Genomic DNA, 19,367 nt, shown 5'->3' with positions numbered 1-19,367 from the left:
AAATAAAGCTTTTCATATTTAGCTAATATATAATACGTAATTTTAAGAATTTGTGTTACCAAAATTAATGCCTGTTAATGACCACAAAAATCGTTTTGCTTTTTTTCGCGGTTTTTCTTCCTGCAAAATTACAAGTATTAAAAAGAAAAATAGTAGACTTTCAAGCTCAAATCTTACATCCAACAGCAAAGTTAAAATTACAAAAAAGAAGAGCAGTGTATCTCCAGAAAAAGACATATATTATCACTCCACACGCATCAAATTTTTTAAATCGAGTAGGAGCTGAATAATTATTTTATTCAGCGTCCTCTCACACCACCGTACGTACCGTTCGGTATACGGCGGTTCATTAGGAATTGTGTACAATTAGATATCTTTGGGATAAACTCTTATAACCTATGCTTTCAAAGTATTTATTTGTAAGAGTCTTATTTAGGATTGGGCTATTGGATATTCTCCAGTAGCCTTTCCTTGTATTGGCGTATTCCCAGGCTTTTTGTTCTTCTACTCCTAGTTTTACTAAGTTATCATGCTTCGTTTTTATCTTCTTCCATTGTTTCCATATACATGCCCTTAGTCTTCGCCTTATCCATTCGTCAAGGGTTTTCATTATGCTTTTCGCGTCTGCTAATCCAAAATAGTTGACCCATCCTGTTGTTATTTGATTTAGTCTTTTTATTCTGTTTTCCATGCTTATTCCCTTGTTCCGATTGGTTATTTCTCTTACTTTTTCCTTAAACCTTTTGATGGATTTTTCATGGATTCTTATTCTTACTTCGTTTTCTTTTGTATAGAATGAAAATCCAAGAAATTTTCTTCTCCATGGTCTATCTACAGCACTTTTTGCTTCGTTGACTTTTAGTTTTAATTTGCTTTCTATGAATTTCTTTATGCTCTTCATTACTCTGTCTCCTGCAGACCTGCTTTTTACATATATGTTGCAGTCATCTGCATATCGGCAGAATTTATGCCCTCGTTTCTCAAGTTCTTTGTCTAGTTCGTCCAACATTATGTTTGCTAATAGGGGACTTAATGGTCCTCCTTGGGGTGTCCCTTCTTCTGTTGATACTTTGATTCCGTTTATCATTACTCCTGATTCTAGGTATCTTCGTATTAACTTTAGTACCCTTTTATCTCCTATCCGCTTTTCTAGTTTGGACATTATTATGTCGTGGTTTACTCTGTCAAAGAACTTTTCTAAGTCCATATCTACAACCCATGTGTATCCTTCATTTATGTATGCTTCTGCGGCTTTTATTGCGTCTTTTGCACTGCGTCCTGGTCTGAATCCATAACTGCTATCAGAAAATGTATGGTTGTAGACTTTATTCAGTATTTGGGCTATTGCTTGTTGTATTAGTCTGTCTAGTACTGTAGGTATTCCTAGTAGTCTTACTCCTCCATCTGGTTTGGGAATTTCTACTCTTCGCACTGGTTGTGGTTTGTATTTCCCCTCCAGCAGTTGTTGTTTTATGGTTGGCCAGTTTTCTTTGAGATACGGTAGAAGTTCATCTACTTCCATCCCATCGACTCCATGGCTTCCTTTATTTGCAACAACGCGCTTGTATGCTGCTCTCATGTTTCCTCGTTCTACTATCATTTCAAGCATCTTGCTGGTATATCTTTGTACTTCGTTTCTTCCATCTTCCGACGCCGATGATATACTATGCACTTCCGTTGTCTTTTGAAATTCCATTTCTCTATTCAACGGATAGCCTCTTTGTTGAGTTGTCTGCAGTCTCTGCATATCTTTCGAGTCCATAAGATTTCCAAAACCTCCTAACGTTCGGTCCTTCCTTATCTATTCATGTCTAGATAAGTACTATGACCTCTGCTGACTTCTCAAGGTTCAGCCATACATCACTGCATGGGTTGTCACTTCAGATTTTACTTCCATGACTTATCCTTGAGACCTCCCCGGGTAAGAACGATAACTTTCATCTCATATATCTGCCAGATTTACTGTATGGGATTCGGGTAGTGTTGGACTTCGTTTTGTTACGCAAACTCATCCATCCCAATTCAGCCTCTTATCTGGTTCTTGTTCATCAGACCGAGATTTTGCCTTAAGCTTCCTTCAGATTCCACCTCACGATGGACACCCTTGCTCTTGGCTAGTGGTTCCCACTACCAAGCCCACAGCGGACTTTCACCGCCTAGTTATCGCCCATGCCGGGCGCACGTAAACAGGGCTCTATCGCAGGATAGAGCCCTTTAAAATTACTTGAGTTCATTGAAAAACCAGCCTAATCCGCCATCCATTATTATTACAAGGAGTATGAAAAAGAACAGCAATGTCTCTAAAGACCATGTTACATTAAGCCAGCCTCCACCAAGCGCTAATACAAGTATCAAGAAGAAAAACAACAAATTGCTTTCGCCAAAAACTGAACTTGTTCCTGCCATATTGATCCCCCTTTAAGCAATTTTTAACACCTAATCAAGCCTTTGGTTCTTCAACAATGAAACCTGGAACAAACAAGAGGATTAAAAGTATTATGATTATAATCCAAAACCACCCAAATCCTGCTCCGCTTTTATCTACTGGCATAAATATTTTCCTCCTTTCAAGCTTCAACCTTTTTATATGGAGGTCTTTTCAGACCTACTACATAATATGACATAACTTCATATGGTGACACTTTTTAAATTTCCACTAACAAATTTTTATATTTCACATATTGTGTTAATAGCATGAAAGGAGGTAAGCTAATGAATTTAATTCCTATATTTGCTTTTTCAAAAATCGCAAAAGAAATTTATGTAACAAACAAAATTGACAAAAGACTTTTATATAAAGCTATGTACTTGAGAAGCGAATGTGTTCCAGTGATTTTATATTCCCACCTTCCTTATGAGGTCTTAAAAAAAAGAGTTGAAAAATTAGGTGGCAGCATAAAATTTGAACTGCCGATTATAAAAGCTTGGTCAGTGAATTTGCCCTGTGACAAATTAAAAAATTTTGCAGCACTAAAAGGAGTTCATTTCATAGCAGAAGATTCAACTGTGAAGCTTCAGCTTAACATCGCTACACAAGAAATTGCCTCTCGAAAAGTCAACGATTTAGGCTATACAGGAAAAGGAGTAACAATTGCCTTTTTAGATACAGGAATATATCCTCATCCTGATTTTACCAAACCAAAAAATCGCATAGTGGCATTTCACGATGTAGTAAACGGAAAAAAACAGCCTTATGACGACAACGGCCACGGCACTCACGTAGCTGGAGATGCAGCAGGAAATGGATACACTTCTAATGGAAAATACAAAGGAGTAGCCCCTGAAGCTAATATAGTAGCAGTAAAAGTATTAGATGCTTATGGTAGAGGCTTGTCCTCTGACATATTAGCGGGGATGCAATGGGTTTTAGACAATAAAGACAAATACAATATACGAATAGTTTCCCTATCAATAGGAGAAACGCCCTCTCTCCCTACTTTCTTAGATCCTTTGGTAAGAGGAGTAGATACTCTTTGGAGAAATGGATTAATAGTAACTGTTGCAGCAGGAAATTCCGGACCTAATTACAATACAATAACTTCTCCGGGTACCAGTAAAAATGCAATAACAGTGGGAGCAGTGGATGACAAAAGAACTTCTGATATAAGCGATGATGAAATAGCTCAATTTTCTGGAAGAGGCTCACCTTATCTATACAAACCAGACGTAGTAGCTCCAGGAGTAAAAATAATCTCAACTGCTTCAGGAAATGTACCTTTTGGAGCAGATGAAATAATGATAAATAAGGCCTACAGAAGCGCTACAGGAACTTCTATGGCAACTCCAATCGTAGCAGGTGCAGCAGCACTACTCCTTGAAAAAAATCCTAATTTGACTAATGTACAAATAAAAAATATTTTAAAATCGACAGCAGTAAAAATTGACGATGCAGGATTATGGACACAAGGAAGTGGAATGATAAATATAGAAGAAGCTTTAAAAAAAGCATGAGGGGCTAGCCCCCTCATTTTAATGACCTATGTCCTAGTCCAATTGCCACTTCGTTTAAATTAAGCATACCTACTGCAAAAAACACACAAACGCATAAGTGTTCATCCGCATAAGCAATACCTATTTTCCCTCCAACATTAAGTCCCATAGCCTTATTCATAACCTGCATGACAGCTTCATGCGCAGCTCCTGCTACAGCTCCTTCTGCAGCGTGTGTGTCTTCTATAATTCCTTCTCTTTTAGCCGCTACTACCGCTCTTTCAATAATTTTAGATATAGAATTTACGTATTCTCCACCATAGTCAACAGCTGCAACTTTTACTCCTTGTTGCCAATATTTGTTTTTTAGTATTTCTTCCTCTTCCCTTGTACACATAGCCATTTTTATTGCAATTCTTGCCACATCAATGCTTTTCATTGGCTTCATATTCACACCGCCTAAAATCCTTTTATCATGTTTAGTAAAATCTGATAAAAAATAGGTATAAAAATAGCTGGCAACAAATTCCCCACTTTTATATTCTTAATCTCCAACATATTCAAAGAAATCGCAAATATCAATACTCCTCCTACAGCTGTCATGTCGTCAATCACTGGTTTTGTCAAAAGCCCTTGCAAAAAAGATGCACCTAATGAAATAGAACCTTGATACAAAAATACCGAAATAGCTGAAAAAACAACACCTATTCCAAAAGTAGAAGCAAAAATTATTGAGGAAATGCCATCTAGCACAGATTTAGCAAATAATATACTATGGTCTCCTGAAAGTCCATCTTTCAAAGAACCAACAATCGCCATTGCACCGATGCAATAAACTAAACTAGCTGTTACAAATCCTTTACTTATTGTAGAACTGTTATCTTTACTTAATTTTTTTTGCAACACATCCCCTAACTTATTAAGATACCCTTCAATGTCTAAAGCCTCTCCTATAACACCGCCTATCACAAGACTTACAATTACTACCATCAAATTATTAAACTGAAGGCCACTGGAAATCCCTATTATCATCACACTTAAGGCGACACCCTGCATGACTATATTTTTAAACCTTTCCGGAATTCCTACTTTGAGAAGAGTGCCAATAGTACCACCCACAATTATTGCAATTGAATTTACAACAGTTCCTAACATTTATTTCTTCCTTTCGTTAAAGATTTTTTTCCCCATCTCCCTGCCATAGTAAAATAAATACTGTTGAGCAAATCCAGACAAATCTCCAAATTTATCTATTGCAAACAGTTGAATCTCCAAAGGGGTCCCTTCTCTTTTTAAATACAGATACTCAACAATTCTTTTTATCCATACATCTGTAGGAAAAGTATCGTATCTGCCTATAGAATACAAAATAACACAATCTGCAACTTTTGGACCTACCCCATTTATACTCATAAGAATATCTCTTATCTCATTAGTACTGTATTCAAACAACTTTAACAGGTCTATTTCTCCGGAAAAAACTTTGGAAGCAGCATCAAGTATATATTTCGCTCTAAAGCCACATTTTGTTTGGGCAATCGTCTCAACATCAAACATAACTAATTCTTCTGCTTTGGGAAAAGTATAATATACTCTGCCTTTATACTCAATTGGATTTCCAAAAGAACTAGCAAGATTTTCTATTACTTTCTTTATCTGTGGTATTCTGTTATTTTGAGAGATTATAAATGAAATAAGAGTTTCCCAAGTATCTTGGCGCAAAATCCTTATACCTTGCCCATATTGAATTGCTTCTTTTAATATAGGATCCTTTGAAAGATTTTCTTTTATTTGCTTGTAATCTCTTCCTAAATCAAAATAGTCAAACCAAATGTCATAAAAGTCATTTAAATCTGTATTGTCAATTATCAACACGTCTCCTTCCAATTTCACGTTTATCACTCTATCGTAAGCAACTCCTGTATAGCTTCCATCCTCTTCCTCATTCCATCTAAAACACTGCCCACACTCAAAAGTCTCTTTAAGGTTAAAATCTTCAATCCCCCTTACAATTACCTTTGTCCCCTTTTCTTCCACACTATATTTCATCTTCCTCACCCACATTGAGTTTATTTACTTACTAACTATCATATTTCTCTATCCTGTTAATTATTATTATATAATTTTTTCTGTACAAAAAAAAGCCGAAACCGGCTTTTTTATTAATACAAGTCATAATTTTTGTCTTTATTTTTTATTTCTCAAATATTCATCTATAGCTTTAGCTGCTTGTTTGCCTGCACCCATTGCAAGTATTACAGTTGCAGCACCAGTCACCGCATCGCCACCAGCAAACACACCCGGTTTTGAGGTTTTACCGGTTTCATCGGCAATTATGCCGCCCCATTTTTGAATCTCGATATCTTTTGTAGTGGAAGGAATCAAATTATTAGGGCTTGTTCCTAAAGCCATAATCACTGTATCTACTTCTATTGTAAACTCAGAGCCAGGTATTTCAATAGGTCTCCTTCTTCCTGAGCTATCAGGCTCACCTAATTCCATTCTTATTACATCCATACTTTTTACCCATCCATCTTCTGTCCCATTTATCCTTATTGGGTTAGCTAAAAACTCAAATTTTATACCTTCTTCAATAGCATGCTCTATCTCCTCCGCCCTTGCTGGCATCTCCTCTTTTGAACGCCTGTATACTACAGTTACTTCTTCCACACCATCAAGCCTTAGAGCAGAACGTGCGGCATCCATTGCAACATTTCCTCCACCTATTACAGCTACTCTCTTACCTACTACAATAGGAGTATCATATTCAGGAAATTTATATGCTTTCATAAGATTTATTCTTGTCAAAAATTCATTGGCAGAATAAACACCATTCAAATTCTTGCCCGGAATATCCATTAACTTAGGAAGTCCAGCACCTGTGCCAACAAATACTGCTTCAAAGCCTTCTTCCTCCATTAATTGGTCAATCGTAACTGTCCTTCCCACAACCACGTTAGTCTCAACTTTTGCACCTAATTTCTTTAATCTTTCTATTTCTGCTTCCACAATTCTCTTGGGTAATCTAAATTCGGGAATCCCATAGGTCAAAACTCCACCCAAAGCATGCAAAGCCTCAAAAATTGTAACATCATAGCCCATTTTTAGAAGGTCTCCTGCACAAGTAAGTCCTGCAGGTCCTCCACCTATTATAGCCACTTTTTTATTTTTCTTCTCAGGCTTTACTTCTTCTTCAATATTATTTTGAAGGGCATAATCAGCTACAAATCTCTCTAATCTTCCAATAGCAATAGGTTTGCCAATTTTATTTAATACGCAATTCTTTTCACACTGTTCTTCCTGCGGACATACTCTGCCACAGACGGCAGGTAAACTATTTGTACTCTTTATTATTTTATAAGCCTCTTCAAATTCTCTTTTCGTAATTGCTTTTATAAACTCTGGTATTCTCACATGGACGGGACACCCGGCCACACAAGTAGGTTTAGGACATTGTATACACCTTGAAGCTTCAGCAATTGCCTCCTCTTCAGTATATCCTAACGCTACTTCATTAAAATTTTTCCTTCTCTCTTTTGGATCCTGTTCTTTCATAGGCACTCTATCTTTAACGGCCATGGTGATCACCTCCATGATGTTGTTCATACAATTCTAATGACACTTTTTCTTGCTTTTTAAACATATTGAGCCTTGTCATTGCCAAATCAAAATTCACAAGGTGTCCATCAAAAATCGGCCCATCCATACATACAAACTTTGTCTCTCCTCCAACTTCAATCCTACAAGCGCCACACATACCTGTCCCATCTACCATCAATGGGTTCATACTTACTATAGTTGGTATATTGTATTCTTTAGTCATTTTGCAAACATTCTTCATCATTATAACAGGTCCTACAGTAATCACATAATCTACTTCTTTGTCATTTTCTAAAACCTCTTTTAAAACATCCGTGACAAATCCTTTTTTGCCAAGAGTACCGTCATCTGTAGCATAATGTACTTTATCACACACAGCTTCCATTTCTTTTTTGAAAATTACATATTCCTCACTTCGTCCACCTAAAATTGCCTCTACTTTATAACCTTCTTGATGTAACATTTTTAATTTTGGATAAAGAGCAGGTATACCTACACCACCGCCAACACCTAATATCTTTTTTGCATCTTTGGGAACTTCCATCGTATTACCCAAAGGCCCCACAAAATCTAAAATATAATCTCCTTCATTGAGAGTACCCAATAGCTTCGTCGATTTACCAACCTCTTGAAATACAATTGTAACTGTTCCCTTTTCCGGGTCATAATCTGCAATAGTAAGAGGAATTCTTTCCCCTTTATCATAAATTCTAATAATGACAAACTGGCCAGGCTTTGCACTCTTTGCAACTCTTGGCACTTCAATATCCATGAGTTTGACTACAGGATTTAATACCTCTTTTCTCACGATTTTGTACATATCACACACCCTTTTCTCTAATATTTGTTTTTTCTATATACAAATTTTTTACATAAATGTCCATTTGCAGGACATTTATGGCCGTCATATACTCCAATTGTTTTTTTATATTTTTCATAGCTTCTTTTAATACAGGGATAATTTTGTACCCATACCTCATTGTAACGTCTACTTTTAAAATTATACCTTCAGGCCTTTTTTCTGTCAAAACTTTATTAACTTTGTAAACTTCATTAAATAAAATAAGTTCATGAGCCACTATTGAATTTATAACGCTTTCAGAAATGGTATATTTACCTAAATAACTATAATTAGGCCTTACAATGGTTTTTTCAAAATACCCTTTGTTATTCCTCCTAAAAATCCTGAGAGGGTCTAAAAAATAGCCTGAGAACTGCTTTTTAACTTCGAAAGTTGGAACAGGGATAACATGTTTTCCTTCTAACAAGCGTTTTTCACGGGCTATTTCAATCTGTTTAGGTGGGACTACATCTTCAATATATATCCTTACACTCACTGGCGGAAGCCCTAACTTTTCAGCTATAGCATCCACCATTTTATCAGAAGTGCCTATTATAAGGATTTTATCCGGTTTCGCTTCTTCAATAGCTTTTTTTACTTCCTCTACATGCGTAGGATCTGTAAATAATGCTCTTTTTATCGCTCCAATTTTTGTAGCCTCTTTTTTAGCAGAAACCCCAGCAATAATGTTATTACCTTTTATTAAAATTCCATCATCAATGATATACCTAATGCCATACTTGCCAGCAATAAAAGAAGCATGATGGCTTTTACCCGTCCCACTTTCTCCAACTAAAGAATAAACCTTCAACAGAGTAACCCCCTAAAAATGCAATATAAAAACCAACCAATAATCTTTTGAATTGTTTTACAATATTAATTATACGGTTTTATATAAATTTTTCAATCACAAAAAAAATAGTATTGCTTCAACATGTTATCGAAAAAATTAGCAATATATACCCCCCTATCCTATACCCCTACAAAGCTTATTATAACTTTCTTACTATTTTAAAGTCAAGACTATCCCCTTAAATCTCTTTCATCAATTCTATTATTTAAGCAAAAATTATACCAATAATTTCTTAAAATACTAAAATAAAAAGTGCCGAAAACTCGGCACAAAATCAATTTAAATCTATGTAAAAACTCAGGAAAATGTTGAAACCCACGAGGGAAGGGTAGAAAAGATCTTTGAGATGTATTACTTTTTCAACAAAACATCAGGAACTTGCGGCTTATAAAACCAGCCGATGCAAGCAGAAGTTACAAGTCCCAATGTGCCTATAAATGTAAGCAGCGTTCCTAATAGTGATAGTGGGTTAATTTTTTTCATTCACTTCACCTCCCACTCATCTTTATCTAATTATACAACATTTAAAACGCTTTGTGTGGATTTCGGAACGAAAGTGTCATTTTTGGGAACGAAAATGCATTTTTCACCTAAATATATCCAAATATTTACGCAAAATCCCATTTTTTTATGTAATAAATACAATCTATTCCTTTAAAAACCATTAATTTTTTGTATAAAAATATATTCTTTGCTTAGATTTACATAAAAAGGCTGAAAAAAATAAAAAAATTTTTTTATATCCCTGCTTTTTTAAACAACGTATCTGCAATTTTTACTATAGTTTCTCCTAATGTAGTCCTCATAACAGCTTGTAGTGTAAAACCTATAGATACTAAAAACAATATTTTAATATAGACTATTGAATTGGCGAAAAATAAAAAAATATTTATACCAACTAAACTCAGAATTATAACCCTGTAAAATTTATTATCCTTCACTATCGCTAAAACTATAAAATATAACAATAGGCTTGTAAAAACTTTAAATTCTAAAGGAAAATGTATATCTACAAATTTTGCTAAAGCAGCAAAAGGTATGAAATAAACTGCCGTAAAAGTTACACATCTATTATAGGTTGAACAATGAGCTCCTCCTGTATTTATTCTCAAAAAAAGAGCAGAAAGCATTATTACTACAGTGTAAAAGCCAAACCCCAATATTAAAGAAATAGCATAAACTAAAGTAAATTCAATTATTACCCCTAAAATTAAGCTTATACCATATTGTATTTTTGCCATTTCAATATCCGTTAAATTTTGCGTTTTAAACAGTCTTTGTGTTAACCTCTCAGCTAACTTTTCGATATTAATTTTAATCACCCTCCAAAGAAAATTTGGGAATTTCTACAATAACGTCAAAATAACCTCCATCGGTTTGTACTTCTATTTCACCGCTATACTTTTCTACTATATTTCTGACAATATACAATCCTTCTCCTCTGCCTCTACCCTCTTTTGTAGAAAACCCTTCTTCAAAAAAGATGGATGGTTTTACATTTGTTTGAAAATTATATCTATTCTTTATGTGAAATATGTAATCTATTGGGTCTTCTTTCATCTCTATAATTATGTATTTATCTTTTTCCATTTCATCACAAGCCTCTATTGCATTGTCTATTAAATTTCCTAAAACCGAAACTAAATTAAGCACGTGTTTTTTGCTGCACTGGATTTGTGTATCACATTTAAAATCCACTTCAATATCTTTACTCTTAGCATTACTTATTTTCGAATAAAGCAATATATCAATTTCATTTACACCTGTGTTTATCGTCACTAAATTTTTATCAATTTCTTCCATATATGAAGACAAATAATTCTCCAGTTCACTATATCTTTTTTCCTTGACTAATTCAGAAATAATTATCAAGTGATTTTTAATATCATGGTGATTTTGCCTATAGATGCGATTTTGCTCTTCTATGTATTTAAATCTAATACTATTTATCAAAAATTGACGTTCTTCTTTATTTTTAGCATACAGCTCTCTTAACACAAAAATAGAAAACCCATTCAATATAAAAATTAAAATTCCTATGAAAATCCTAAACAACTCTTGATTTTTTGGCTGAAATACATCAAGACTTTTCATAAAATTGTTGTTTACTAGTATTACTATCAATACCATTTGCACTACATAAATCATCATCGCATTTTTGTAACTATCCTTAAACATAAAACCTCTTCCAATCTAACTATGATTTGTAAATAGCTTTTACTCTCCTCCTAAATTCTTCATACAATTCTTTAGAGAGATAAGCCTTATAATTTGAACCTTTAAAACGTATCTCAAAGGAAGTCCTATTGTTATCTTTCAACAGCTCAACTTTAAAGAGGTTCACTAAAAAAGACCGATTTGTTCTAAAAAACATGCTACCATCTAACAATTCCTCTATTTCTTTTAAAGAGTAATCACATATAAATTTTTCTTTTTGGGTATAAACTATGCTCCTTTTTTTACTGGCTTGAACACAATAAATTTCTTTTGGATTGATAAGCTTTACTCCATCTTCCGTCTTAAAAGGGATAACATTTTCTACTTCCAAAAGTTTTTTCTTTATCCTATCTAAAGTTTCTCTCAGCCTCTTCTCATCAAGGGGTTTCTCAATATAATCAGAAGCATAAAGCTTTACAGCATCTTTTATGTATTCCTCAAAAGAAGTAATAAAAATTATTTCCAAAAAAGGCATGTATTCTCTAATCTTTTTCGCCACCTCAATGCCCGATATTCCTGGTAATCCTATATCTAAAATGGCAACGTCTGGTTTAATTTTAATTAATGCTTCTAATGCGTCATTGCCGTCTCCCGTAGAATATTCAACACTTACACCTTCCATTGTTAAAAGAATTTTTATGAGTTCTTTTTTAAAATTTATATCGTCTTCTGCAATGACTATTCTTAACATATAAATTCATCTCCCAATACATTACTCTGTAAATAGATAAAGTTTATATTTGCGTATAGCAAAAGAAACCAAAATTGCTATTAATAATTGGGGTAAAAAACACTCAAATCGTAAGACATAGTTCTTCAATAAAATTACAGGATCTATATCAAATAAAAATTGAATTGCCGTAACATTTAGATATTCTATTATTAAATAAATGGAGACGGATAAAATAACGCTCATCATACCTTTAAAAAAGTCCATAACTTTAAATACCAAAAACAAAATCATTAATACCCCGATATAAAGTATAACATTTACAATATAACTACTGACCAATGGCCTTATAAAGTACAATATGATTCCAGTAAGTAAGCTTATATACAAAATCTCTTTTGGCTTAAACTTTACTCCCCCTAAACCAAAAGCAATACTTATTATAACTGCTGCCTCTGGCACTGAAAACAAAAATACTTCCCAAATCGTCAACTTATCCATTTTTCTCGCCTTTCTACTTTACATAATCTCAAATATAATTGTAATTTTTATTAATTATGATGTCAATTAAAATTAAAAAACTGACAAGAGGACCAACATAAGCCTCTTATCAGTTTTCATTTTATACATATTCTTTTGCCTTTTCTTCACCGTTTAAAACTCTCAAAGCCCCTTGAGCTAAAGCTAGCATTTCCTCTTCTCCCGGATATACATAAATAGGTGCTATAAAATTTACTCTGTCTTTTATAAGTGTTACAAATTCCTCACTATATGCAATACCTCCAGTAATTCCTATCGCATCTACGTGTCCTTTAAGAACAGCCGCCATACTACCAATCTCTTTTGCAACTCTATATGCCATTGCTTCAAATACCAGTTTAGCATATTTATTTCCGTTATTTATTCTTTTTAATACTTCTCTGACATCATTTGTACCAAGAAGAGCTGTCATCCCTCCTTTTCCATTTATCATCTTTTTTATCTCTTCATAACCGTATTTGCCACTAAAGCATAAGTTTGCAACATCAAGGGCAGGAAGTCCCCCAGCTCTCTCAGGTGAAAAAGGTCCATCCCCATTTATAGCATCGTTAACATCTACAATCCTTCCCTTTTTATGTGCACCTACCGATATGCCTCCTCCAAGATGCGCTATTATGAGATTTGCTTTTTCATACTCCTTACTAATATCCTTTGAAAGGCGCCTTGCTACTGCTTTTTGATTTAAGGCATGGAATCTACTTTTTCTTTTTATTTCTGGAATACCAGTAATTCTCGCCACATCTTCAAGCTCATCAACCACAACTGGATCCACTATAAAAGCCAGAATACCATATTTATCTGCTATCAAACGAGCAATTATTCCTCCCAGATTTGAGGCATGTTCTCCTTGGATACCATTTTTTAAGTCATTTATCATAATATCATTTACAATATAAGTACCACTTTCAACAGGTTTAATCAAACCTCCTCTGCCGACTACAGCATCAAATTCAGATAATAAAAAATTGTTAACTAAAAGCGTATTAAGTATACAGTCTACCCTAAAATCCAGTTGTTCAATAATATTGTTGTATTTACTTAACTCTTTGCTTGAATGTCTTATTGTATCATTAAATACCTCATTTTCACCTTCATAAACTGCAAGTTTAGTTGATGTTGAACCAGGGTTTATTACTAAAATTTTATACATAATATTAAATCTCCCCTTTTAAATGATGAAAGCTTAATCTAAAACCATACTTGGAAGCAAAAACCGCAGGAACTTAAGCTACAATATTTTTGCTTCCAAGTATTCATTCATTATTGTCTTATTTAATAAAGTCGCGTTTTATTGTAAAGTTCCTCAAACATTTTGTTTATTTCTTCAAGTTCACTATTCGCATTTTCTATAAGTTTATATAGATTCATATTTGTATTCTTTATTTCTTTCATATTTTTATCAATTTTGTAACTTATTTCTTTAAGTTTTATAAGTACATTGTTTATCGATTCTACAGAGTCTTTGGTTGACATGGATAATTTCCTTATTTCATTTGCAACTATTGTAAACCCTTTGCCACTCTCACCAACTCTCGCAGCTTCTATTGCCGCATTTAAGCCCAATAAATTTGTTTCTGAAGAGATATGTTTAATAAAGTCTATAAGCTCGTCAGTAGATTGAGCATTATTTTTTGCATATTCTGCAAGCTTTGAGGCTTCATCGCTTATTTCAGATACATTTTTTGAAATTGAAAATATCTCTTGTATCATAGAGTGAATCTGCTGCAATGAAGCAAACACTTTTTCAGTTATATTTGCTATCTCATCCTGTTTTGCTGTCGATTGAAATATACTTACTCCTCCTGTTATTACACCGTTTTCTATCAGCGGAAATGCTATAGCAATATATGGAAAACCATACACTTCGCTTCCTACTCTTCTAACAATACGTTTTCCACTTTTTATTGCTTCATATATAGCGGTACCCTCTTTTAAAGGATCTCCTACCTTTATGTTATGATTAATTTTTTTACCAGGTAAATATAATACGCATTCATTAACATCACATATTGATATACCTAGATCCTCTGTTGTCATTATATTAATAAAAGGTGCTATTTTTTTAAACGCATCAATAAGGGTCATTTCATCACCCCATATTATTCACCAAGATATGCACTGCTTAATATATAAAAGCTGATGCAGCCATAGAAAATCCTACTCCTGAACCTACAAAAACAATTAGGTCTCCTCTCTTTATCCTATTATTTTTTACTGCATCATCTAAAGCCATAGGAAGACATGCCGAACCAGTATAGCCGTACTTTTCCATAATAGTAGTTGCTTTTGACCGGTCAAGCCCTAATGTATCCATAACCTCTAATATTACTGACTTATTTATCTGAGTAAAGAAAATATGATCAATATCTTCAACTTTATAACCCGCTCTTTCCACAACTTCCTTTACAAGAGGAGGCCACATTTTAAGGTTTCTATCTGGAGGAAGAGGCTTGAAAGATGTCAAAAGCTGGTCTTTAGGATTGTCTTTTCTAAGCGGATTTTTTGCACCACCATCATATATACCTAGAAAATCATACTGGGTACCATCTCCTATGAATTTGGATGCTAAAAACCCAGCATTTTCTTCTATTGAAGTAAGTACAACCGCTCCACCACCATCCGCAAATATGGCTGAAAGTCCGGGTGTATTATAGTCAATAAATTTGCTCATGTTATATGCACCAATAACTAAGACTTTATTTAATGAATCATCAGCCATAATCATTTTTGATGCAACTGCAAGAGAGCCTGCAAATCCAGCGCAAGAAGCATTTATATCAAAAAAGCCAGCATTTATTGCTCCAAGCCTTCCTTGTACAATTGCAGAAGTTGGAGGAGTAATATACTCGGGAGTATCCGTTGATAAAATTATCAAATCGATATCCTTTGCTGATATATCTGCCATTTCTAAGGCCCTGATAGCTGCTTCATAAGCAAGATCTGCAGTGCTTTCATCCGGACCAGTTATATACCTTTGAAGTATTCCAACCTTATTTTCAAAATTTATGCTTATTGGCTCACCTATTCTTTTTGACAGTTCTTCATTTGTTATCAAATTTTTTGGGTGATAACTTCCTACTCCTATGATTCGCGCTCTTCTCATATATTCATCTCCTCCCCTATTTCTCAATAAAGTCTAGCATAACCTTTAATGTTTGTTCTTCATTATCAATAAACACACTATGAGCCGCATTTTCAATAACTACAACATGGGCATTCTCCCCGATTTCTTTTGCTGTTTCTTCGCTATACTCTTTTTTTACAATTACATCATATTCTCCCCATAATAACAATACAGGCATTGTTAGTTTATCTACTTCTCCTGTGCCCATGACTACACCATTATGAAAATGTGATATATTAAAAATCTGCGTCGCCCACGCACAATCAGGATAATTTCTTACTGTAAAAATATCCTCTATGAGCTCTTTGTAATAGTTTTCTTCAGGCTTTTTATAGTTAAACACAGCAGAATCCCAAATATTTTTCATTATTTCTCTGTTTCCCGATCTCAATGCATAAACTATCGGCAAAACTTGTACTTTATCATTAAACACTTCTTCTTTTGTTTTCCAATATTCACCCGGTATCACTTTACCTTCTTCATCTTTTTTTGTAAACGGTATACCTTTGCAAGATGGTGAACTTACAAGGATCAATTTTTTTACTGCATCAGGGTGGTCAGCCGCTAGTTGCATAGAAATTACTCCGCCCATCGACCACCCTACAAGAATAAACTTTTTGATATTCATTTCTTGTGAAAAAAGCCATATATCTTCAGAAAAATCCCTCATTGTTTCAATAGGCTTGTTATATGAAGAGATTCCTGCTCCTCTTAAATCTACTGCATAAAGTTTAAAATTTTCAGGAAATCTTTGCATAAATTTTTCCCAATATTTTGATGAAACTAAATTACCATGAACAAAAATTATTGCGTCTTTTCCTCCTTCTCTTTCTCTGTAACCAATTTCCTCTCCATTTGGTAAAGCAATTTTTTTATATATTACTCTACACATAAATTTTAACCCCCTTTATTTTTAACATCTACAACGTAATATAATATTTTAATTTGTTTCCGAGGAAATAAACTGCTTGAAATATAATTTACTTTTGCTAAAAGCAATTCCTTTTCTCATTTTGACAATTGTGCATCTATCCAATCCATAGCTGATTTATCATATGCCAGCTCAAGGTGATTTAAATGGTGTACGTCTTTCGCTAAAAGTTTTGCCCCTGATTTTGTCATTGCCGATGTATCAGTAGCACTTTTTACAAATACTAATCCATCACTGGACCCTGTGGTCTCCCACGGAACACCATTTATATAATTATAATCTCCAGCCAACACAGCTATTTCTACAGAAGGATCTACAGGGGAATTCTGTAATGTATTAACAAGATTTCCGCCTTCTTTAATTGCATAATCTATTCCATAGGAATAACTAGCAAATCCCCACCCTCCATAATAAGTTGTATACCAATCTTGCTGCGTTGTATTTAGAGGATATACACTATCCCATCTTGCTAGCATCTGAAGTTGTCCTGGATATGCTCCACCTTCTGTGTATATACTATGATAGGTGGTATTATACCATAATCCATAAATCAACATATAAGTATAAGGAACAGGTCCAAATCCTCCAGTTGTCATTATACCCCATGCCATATTTGGATTCCTAAAAGTAAAGTCAATTCCACCATTTGGAGCTCCCAGCTGGATATATCTTCTCACATCTTTTCCAAAATCAACTCCCCATGATTCTTTGACATTTGACACGTACATTCTCGCAGACATATTGCCTTTACTATGTGCTATAATATCAACTTTACTTGCTCCTGTTACAGCCTTAACCTTCTGAATCACATCAGCAAGAATCTCTCTTTGAATGTAATTGTCCCCATGAGGATGCGCAAATGTAACAGCAAAGACTTTATAACCTCTTTGCGAAAGATATTGCATCAAACCAGTAATCGAACCATCCCTTTTAGGGTCTGCAAAAAAGTTTGCATCAGAACCAGCACCGTGAACAAGAATTACAGGATATGGCTTTGTGCCTGTCTCCCAACCGGGTGCATAGTGGAGCAAAAAATATTGTGAATTTGGTTGAGGATTGTTGTTAAATTCTTTGATAATTTCTGGATCTTTTTGTTGATTATCTGTTATAAATCTTTCTTGTCCTATATTAGGATTGCTATCTCTCAAAAGTTCCACTTTAGCCCAGTATTTAGAGTCTGTAAAGGTTTTTATTGGTGTTGGGTCAAAATATGATGTTGCTTTATAATGTCCTTGAAATAATAACAACGACATTATTACCAATAGAGGAAATACTCTTAGCTTCCTCATAAATTGTTCCACCTTTTCTATTGACATTTTATCTTTAACATTCAAATATTACCATATCATAAGCTCTTTAGCCTTTTCCCTGAGCTCATCTCTAAATTTAGGATGAGCAATGTTTATTAAATTTCTGACTCTGTCTCTTATCGACCGTCCTCTCATTTCTGCAATACCATACTCTGTAACAATATAGTCTACATCATTTCTTGATAAAGTTACTGCGGCACCTTCTGTTAATGTAGGAACTATTGTAGATATAGTATCGTTTTTTACTGATGAGTACAATGCTATTATAGATTTGCCTCCTTTTGAAATTTGTGCCCCTACTGCCGTGTCTGCTTGTCCCCCCGTCCCACTGAATTGCCTTATGCCCAGAGATTCTGAACAAACTTGACCTGTTAAATCTACTTGCAGTGCAGTATTTATAGATACCATTTTATAATTTTGGCCTATTACATATGGGTCATTGACAACTGCGCCTCTTTGAAATTCTACTCCCATATTATCATCTATAAAATCATACAGTTTCTTAGTACCAAGTGCAAATGTAGCTATAGATTTTCCTTTCCATAAGGTCTTTTTCTTATTGGTGATTACCCCAGCTTCAAATAAATCTACCATTCCTTCTGTAAACATCTCTGTGTGAATGCCAAGGTCTTTTTTATTTAAAAGTGCTTTTGCCACAGCATTAGGTATTCCACCTATTCCCAATTGAATCGTTGAGCCGTCCTCTACTAACTCAGCTATATAATTCCCTATTATTTTGTCTTTTTCGTTTGGTTCTACAATAGGAATTTCAGGAACAGGAGCATGATTTTCAACAATGAAGTCCACCTGGCTTATGTGGATTTGTGTATCACCATATGTCCTTGGGAGGTTTTCATTTACCTCTAAAACAACATAATCAGCGTTCTCAAGAATATCTTTTTCATAAGTAATACCTAAAGATAATGATAAATATCCATGTTTATCCATTGGAGTTGCAGTACCTAGGAAAAACCTGGGTTTTCTATAGTGTAATCTTTTTGTTGAAGCTAAATGAAGATGATTGGGTATAAAAGATACTGTCCCGTATTTATGTGCTTCCCTTAATCCTGCAGTATAAAACCATGATTCAGTAAGAAAATGCCCTTTCATTGATGGATTCATAAAAAATTCATAATCTTTCATTGGAAGACATACAACAACCGTTACATCTTCAACTCTATCTTTTATAGTATGGAGTTTACTTAAAATGCCTTGAGGCTCTGAAGCAGCCATAGCAGAAACAATTTCATCTCCACTGTTAATCTTTGATAAAATTTCTTCAACAGAAACTAACTTCTTCTTGTATAGTTCTTTATAATCCATGTTTAAAACCTCCTGTCATAAAATTTAT

The 19,367-nt window shown here is 34.2% G+C and carries 21 protein-coding genes; 1 reads left to right on the top strand and 20 read right to left on the bottom strand.

The window, feature by feature from the left end; translation table 11 throughout:
- Window positions 1-42: 42 nt before the first annotated feature.
- The 3 genes from EB239_RS05490 to EB239_RS05475 all read right to left on the bottom strand — a co-directional run bounded on the left by EB239_RS05490 (window position 43) and on the right by EB239_RS05475 (window position 2,406).
- Window positions 43-237 (bottom strand): hypothetical protein, encoded by a 195-nt coding sequence (locus EB239_RS05490; RefSeq protein ID WP_003871626.1) that lies wholly within the window; start codon window positions 235-237, stop codon window positions 43-45.
- A gap of 112 nt (window positions 238-349) precedes the next feature.
- Entirely contained in the window at window positions 350-1,762 is a 1,413-nt protein-coding gene (gene ltrA, locus EB239_RS05485; RefSeq protein WP_129545103.1) for a group II intron reverse transcriptase/maturase, read from the bottom strand.
- Window positions 1,763-2,220: 458 nt separating this feature from the next.
- Window positions 2,221-2,406 carry a hypothetical protein gene (locus EB239_RS05475; RefSeq protein ID WP_003869358.1) on the bottom strand — a complete coding sequence of 62 codons (186 nt, stop codon included), beginning with the start codon at window positions 2,404-2,406 and terminating at the stop codon, window positions 2,221-2,223.
- 306 nt (window positions 2,407-2,712) lie between these two features.
- Here EB239_RS05475 and EB239_RS05470 point away from each other — a divergent pair, with 306 nt between their 5' ends.
- The gene (locus EB239_RS05470) at window positions 2,713-3,951 is read left to right on the top strand and encodes a S8 family peptidase (RefSeq protein ID WP_003869356.1); all 1,239 of its coding nucleotides are present in this window, start codon (window positions 2,713-2,715) and stop codon (window positions 3,949-3,951) included.
- Between the two features lie 13 nt (window positions 3,952-3,964).
- Here the strand turns inward: EB239_RS05470 and EB239_RS05465 are convergent, their stop codons facing one another.
- From EB239_RS05465 to EB239_RS05385, 17 genes are all read right to left on the bottom strand, one after another.
- Window positions 3,965-4,378 carry a HutP family protein gene (locus tag EB239_RS05465; RefSeq protein ID WP_003869355.1) on the bottom strand — a complete coding sequence of 138 codons (414 nt, stop codon included), beginning with the start codon at window positions 4,376-4,378 and terminating at the stop codon, window positions 3,965-3,967.
- A gap of 11 nt (window positions 4,379-4,389) precedes the next feature.
- A complete protein-coding gene (locus tag EB239_RS05460; protein ID WP_003869354.1) occupies window positions 4,390-5,085 on the bottom strand; it encodes a DUF554 domain-containing protein in 696 nt (231 codons plus the stop codon).
- Window positions 5,086-5,979 carry a DNA-3-methyladenine glycosylase family protein gene (locus EB239_RS05455; RefSeq protein ID WP_003869353.1) on the bottom strand — a complete coding sequence of 298 codons (894 nt, stop codon included), beginning with the start codon at window positions 5,977-5,979 and terminating at the stop codon, window positions 5,086-5,088.
- Window positions 5,980-6,117: 138 nt separating this feature from the next.
- A complete protein-coding gene (gene gltA, locus EB239_RS05450) occupies window positions 6,118-7,509 on the bottom strand; it encodes an NADPH-dependent glutamate synthase (RefSeq protein WP_003869352.1) in 1,392 nt (463 codons plus the stop codon).
- Window positions 7,499-8,350 carry a sulfide/dihydroorotate dehydrogenase-like FAD/NAD-binding protein gene (locus EB239_RS05445; RefSeq protein WP_003869351.1) on the bottom strand — a complete coding sequence of 284 codons (852 nt, stop codon included), beginning with the start codon at window positions 8,348-8,350 and terminating at the stop codon, window positions 7,499-7,501. Before EB239_RS05445 ends, gltA begins: the two co-directional genes overlap by 11 nt.
- Before the next feature lies 1 nt (window position 8,351).
- Window positions 8,352-9,182 carry an Asp23/Gls24 family envelope stress response protein gene (locus EB239_RS05440; protein WP_003866831.1) on the bottom strand — a complete coding sequence of 277 codons (831 nt, stop codon included), beginning with the start codon at window positions 9,180-9,182 and terminating at the stop codon, window positions 8,352-8,354.
- 393 nt (window positions 9,183-9,575) lie between these two features.
- Window positions 9,576-9,707 (bottom strand): cyclic lactone autoinducer peptide, encoded by a 132-nt coding sequence (locus EB239_RS05435; RefSeq protein WP_003866832.1) that lies wholly within the window; start codon window positions 9,705-9,707, stop codon window positions 9,576-9,578.
- A gap of 254 nt (window positions 9,708-9,961) precedes the next feature.
- Complete coding sequence (locus EB239_RS05430; protein ID WP_003869350.1) at window positions 9,962-10,546, bottom strand: accessory gene regulator B family protein; 585 nt, start codon at window positions 10,544-10,546, stop codon at window positions 9,962-9,964.
- The gene (locus tag EB239_RS05425; protein WP_003866834.1) at window positions 10,539-11,402 is read right to left on the bottom strand and encodes a sensor histidine kinase; all 864 of its coding nucleotides are present in this window, start codon (window positions 11,400-11,402) and stop codon (window positions 10,539-10,541) included. Before EB239_RS05425 ends, EB239_RS05430 begins: the two co-directional genes overlap by 8 nt.
- Window positions 11,403-11,421: 19 nt before the next feature.
- On the bottom strand, window positions 11,422-12,132 hold the full coding sequence (locus EB239_RS05420; protein WP_003869349.1) for a LytR/AlgR family response regulator transcription factor: 711 nt from the start codon (window positions 12,130-12,132) through the stop codon (window positions 11,422-11,424).
- Between the two features lie 21 nt (window positions 12,133-12,153).
- Entirely contained in the window at window positions 12,154-12,612 is a 459-nt protein-coding gene (locus tag EB239_RS05415) for a hypothetical protein (RefSeq protein WP_003869348.1), read from the bottom strand.
- A 121-nt stretch (window positions 12,613-12,733) separates the two neighbouring features.
- On the bottom strand, window positions 12,734-13,801 hold the full coding sequence (gene buk / locus EB239_RS05410; protein ID WP_003869347.1) for a butyrate kinase: 1,068 nt from the start codon (window positions 13,799-13,801) through the stop codon (window positions 12,734-12,736).
- 122 nt (window positions 13,802-13,923) lie between these two features.
- Complete coding sequence (locus EB239_RS05405) at window positions 13,924-14,688, bottom strand: methyl-accepting chemotaxis protein (RefSeq protein WP_318261446.1); 765 nt, start codon at window positions 14,686-14,688, stop codon at window positions 13,924-13,926.
- 85 nt (window positions 14,689-14,773) lie between these two features.
- The gene (locus EB239_RS05400) at window positions 14,774-15,754 is read right to left on the bottom strand and encodes a 3-oxoacyl-ACP synthase III family protein (RefSeq protein WP_003869345.1); all 981 of its coding nucleotides are present in this window, start codon (window positions 15,752-15,754) and stop codon (window positions 14,774-14,776) included.
- A 16-nt stretch (window positions 15,755-15,770) separates the two neighbouring features.
- Entirely contained in the window at window positions 15,771-16,667 is an 897-nt protein-coding gene (phaZ, locus tag EB239_RS05395; protein ID WP_003869344.1) for an intracellular short-chain-length polyhydroxyalkanoate depolymerase, read from the bottom strand.
- Between the two features lie 116 nt (window positions 16,668-16,783).
- Entirely contained in the window at window positions 16,784-17,995 is a 1,212-nt protein-coding gene (locus EB239_RS05390) for an esterase/lipase family protein (protein ID WP_003869343.1), read from the bottom strand.
- Window positions 17,996-18,043: 48 nt separating this feature from the next.
- Complete coding sequence (locus EB239_RS05385; RefSeq protein WP_003869342.1) at window positions 18,044-19,339, bottom strand: acetyl-CoA hydrolase/transferase family protein; 1,296 nt, start codon at window positions 19,337-19,339, stop codon at window positions 18,044-18,046.
- Window positions 19,340-19,367: the final 28 nt, after the last annotated feature.

This window comes from Thermoanaerobacter ethanolicus JW 200, from assembly GCF_003722315.1.
GTDB classification, from domain to species: Bacteria; Bacillota; Thermoanaerobacteria; order Thermoanaerobacterales; family Thermoanaerobacteraceae; genus Thermoanaerobacter; species Thermoanaerobacter ethanolicus.
Note: the sequence above shows the minus strand (reverse complement) of the source record. Positions and strands in the feature narration are given on the sequence as shown.

Bases quoted from the DNA above. Each gene is read 5' to 3' on its own strand.
- EB239_RS05405 (WP_318261446.1), bottom strand. From the start codon at position 14,688: ATGACAACAGAGGATCTAGGTATATCAATATGTGATGTTAATGAATGC.
- phaZ (WP_003869344.1), bottom strand. From the start codon at position 16,667: ATGTGTAGAGTAATATATAAAAAAATTGCTTTACCAAATGGAGAGGAA.
- gltA (WP_003869352.1), bottom strand. From the start codon at position 7,509: ATGGCCGTTAAAGATAGAGTGCCTATGAAAGAACAGGATCCAAAAGAG.
- EB239_RS05460 (WP_003869354.1), bottom strand. From the start codon at position 5,085: ATGTTAGGAACTGTTGTAAATTCAATTGCAATAATTGTGGGTGGTACT.
- EB239_RS05385 (WP_003869342.1), bottom strand. From the start codon at position 19,339: ATGGATTATAAAGAACTATACAAGAAGAAGTTAGTTTCTGTTGAAGAA.
- EB239_RS05390 (WP_003869343.1), bottom strand. From the start codon at position 17,995: ATGAGGAAGCTAAGAGTATTTCCTCTATTGGTAATAATGTCGTTGTTA.
- EB239_RS05435 (WP_003866832.1), bottom strand. From the start codon at position 9,707: ATGAAAAAAATTAACCCACTATCACTATTAGGAACGCTGCTTACATTT.
- EB239_RS05470 (WP_003869356.1), top strand. From the start codon at position 2,713: ATGAATTTAATTCCTATATTTGCTTTTTCAAAAATCGCAAAAGAAATT.
- EB239_RS05445 (WP_003869351.1), bottom strand. From the start codon at position 8,350: ATGTACAAAATCGTGAGAAAAGAGGTATTAAATCCTGTAGTCAAACTC.
- EB239_RS05400 (WP_003869345.1), bottom strand. From the start codon at position 15,754: ATGAGAAGAGCGCGAATCATAGGAGTAGGAAGTTATCACCCAAAAAAT.
- EB239_RS05425 (WP_003866834.1), bottom strand. From the start codon at position 11,402: ATGTTTAAGGATAGTTACAAAAATGCGATGATGATTTATGTAGTGCAA.
- EB239_RS05455 (WP_003869353.1), bottom strand. From the start codon at position 5,979: ATGAAATATAGTGTGGAAGAAAAGGGGACAAAGGTAATTGTAAGGGGG.
- EB239_RS05420 (WP_003869349.1), bottom strand. From the start codon at position 12,132: ATGTTAAGAATAGTCATTGCAGAAGACGATATAAATTTTAAAAAAGAA.
- buk (WP_003869347.1), bottom strand. From the start codon at position 13,801: ATGTATAAAATTTTAGTAATAAACCCTGGTTCAACATCAACTAAACTT.
- ltrA (WP_129545103.1), bottom strand. From the start codon at position 1,762: ATGGACTCGAAAGATATGCAGAGACTGCAGACAACTCAACAAAGAGGC.
- EB239_RS05490 (WP_003871626.1), bottom strand. From the start codon at position 237: ATGTCTTTTTCTGGAGATACACTGCTCTTCTTTTTTGTAATTTTAACT.
- EB239_RS05415 (WP_003869348.1), bottom strand. From the start codon at position 12,612: ATGGATAAGTTGACGATTTGGGAAGTATTTTTGTTTTCAGTGCCAGAG.
- EB239_RS05465 (WP_003869355.1), bottom strand. From the start codon at position 4,378: ATGAAGCCAATGAAAAGCATTGATGTGGCAAGAATTGCAATAAAAATG.
- EB239_RS05475 (WP_003869358.1), bottom strand. From the start codon at position 2,406: ATGGCAGGAACAAGTTCAGTTTTTGGCGAAAGCAATTTGTTGTTTTTC.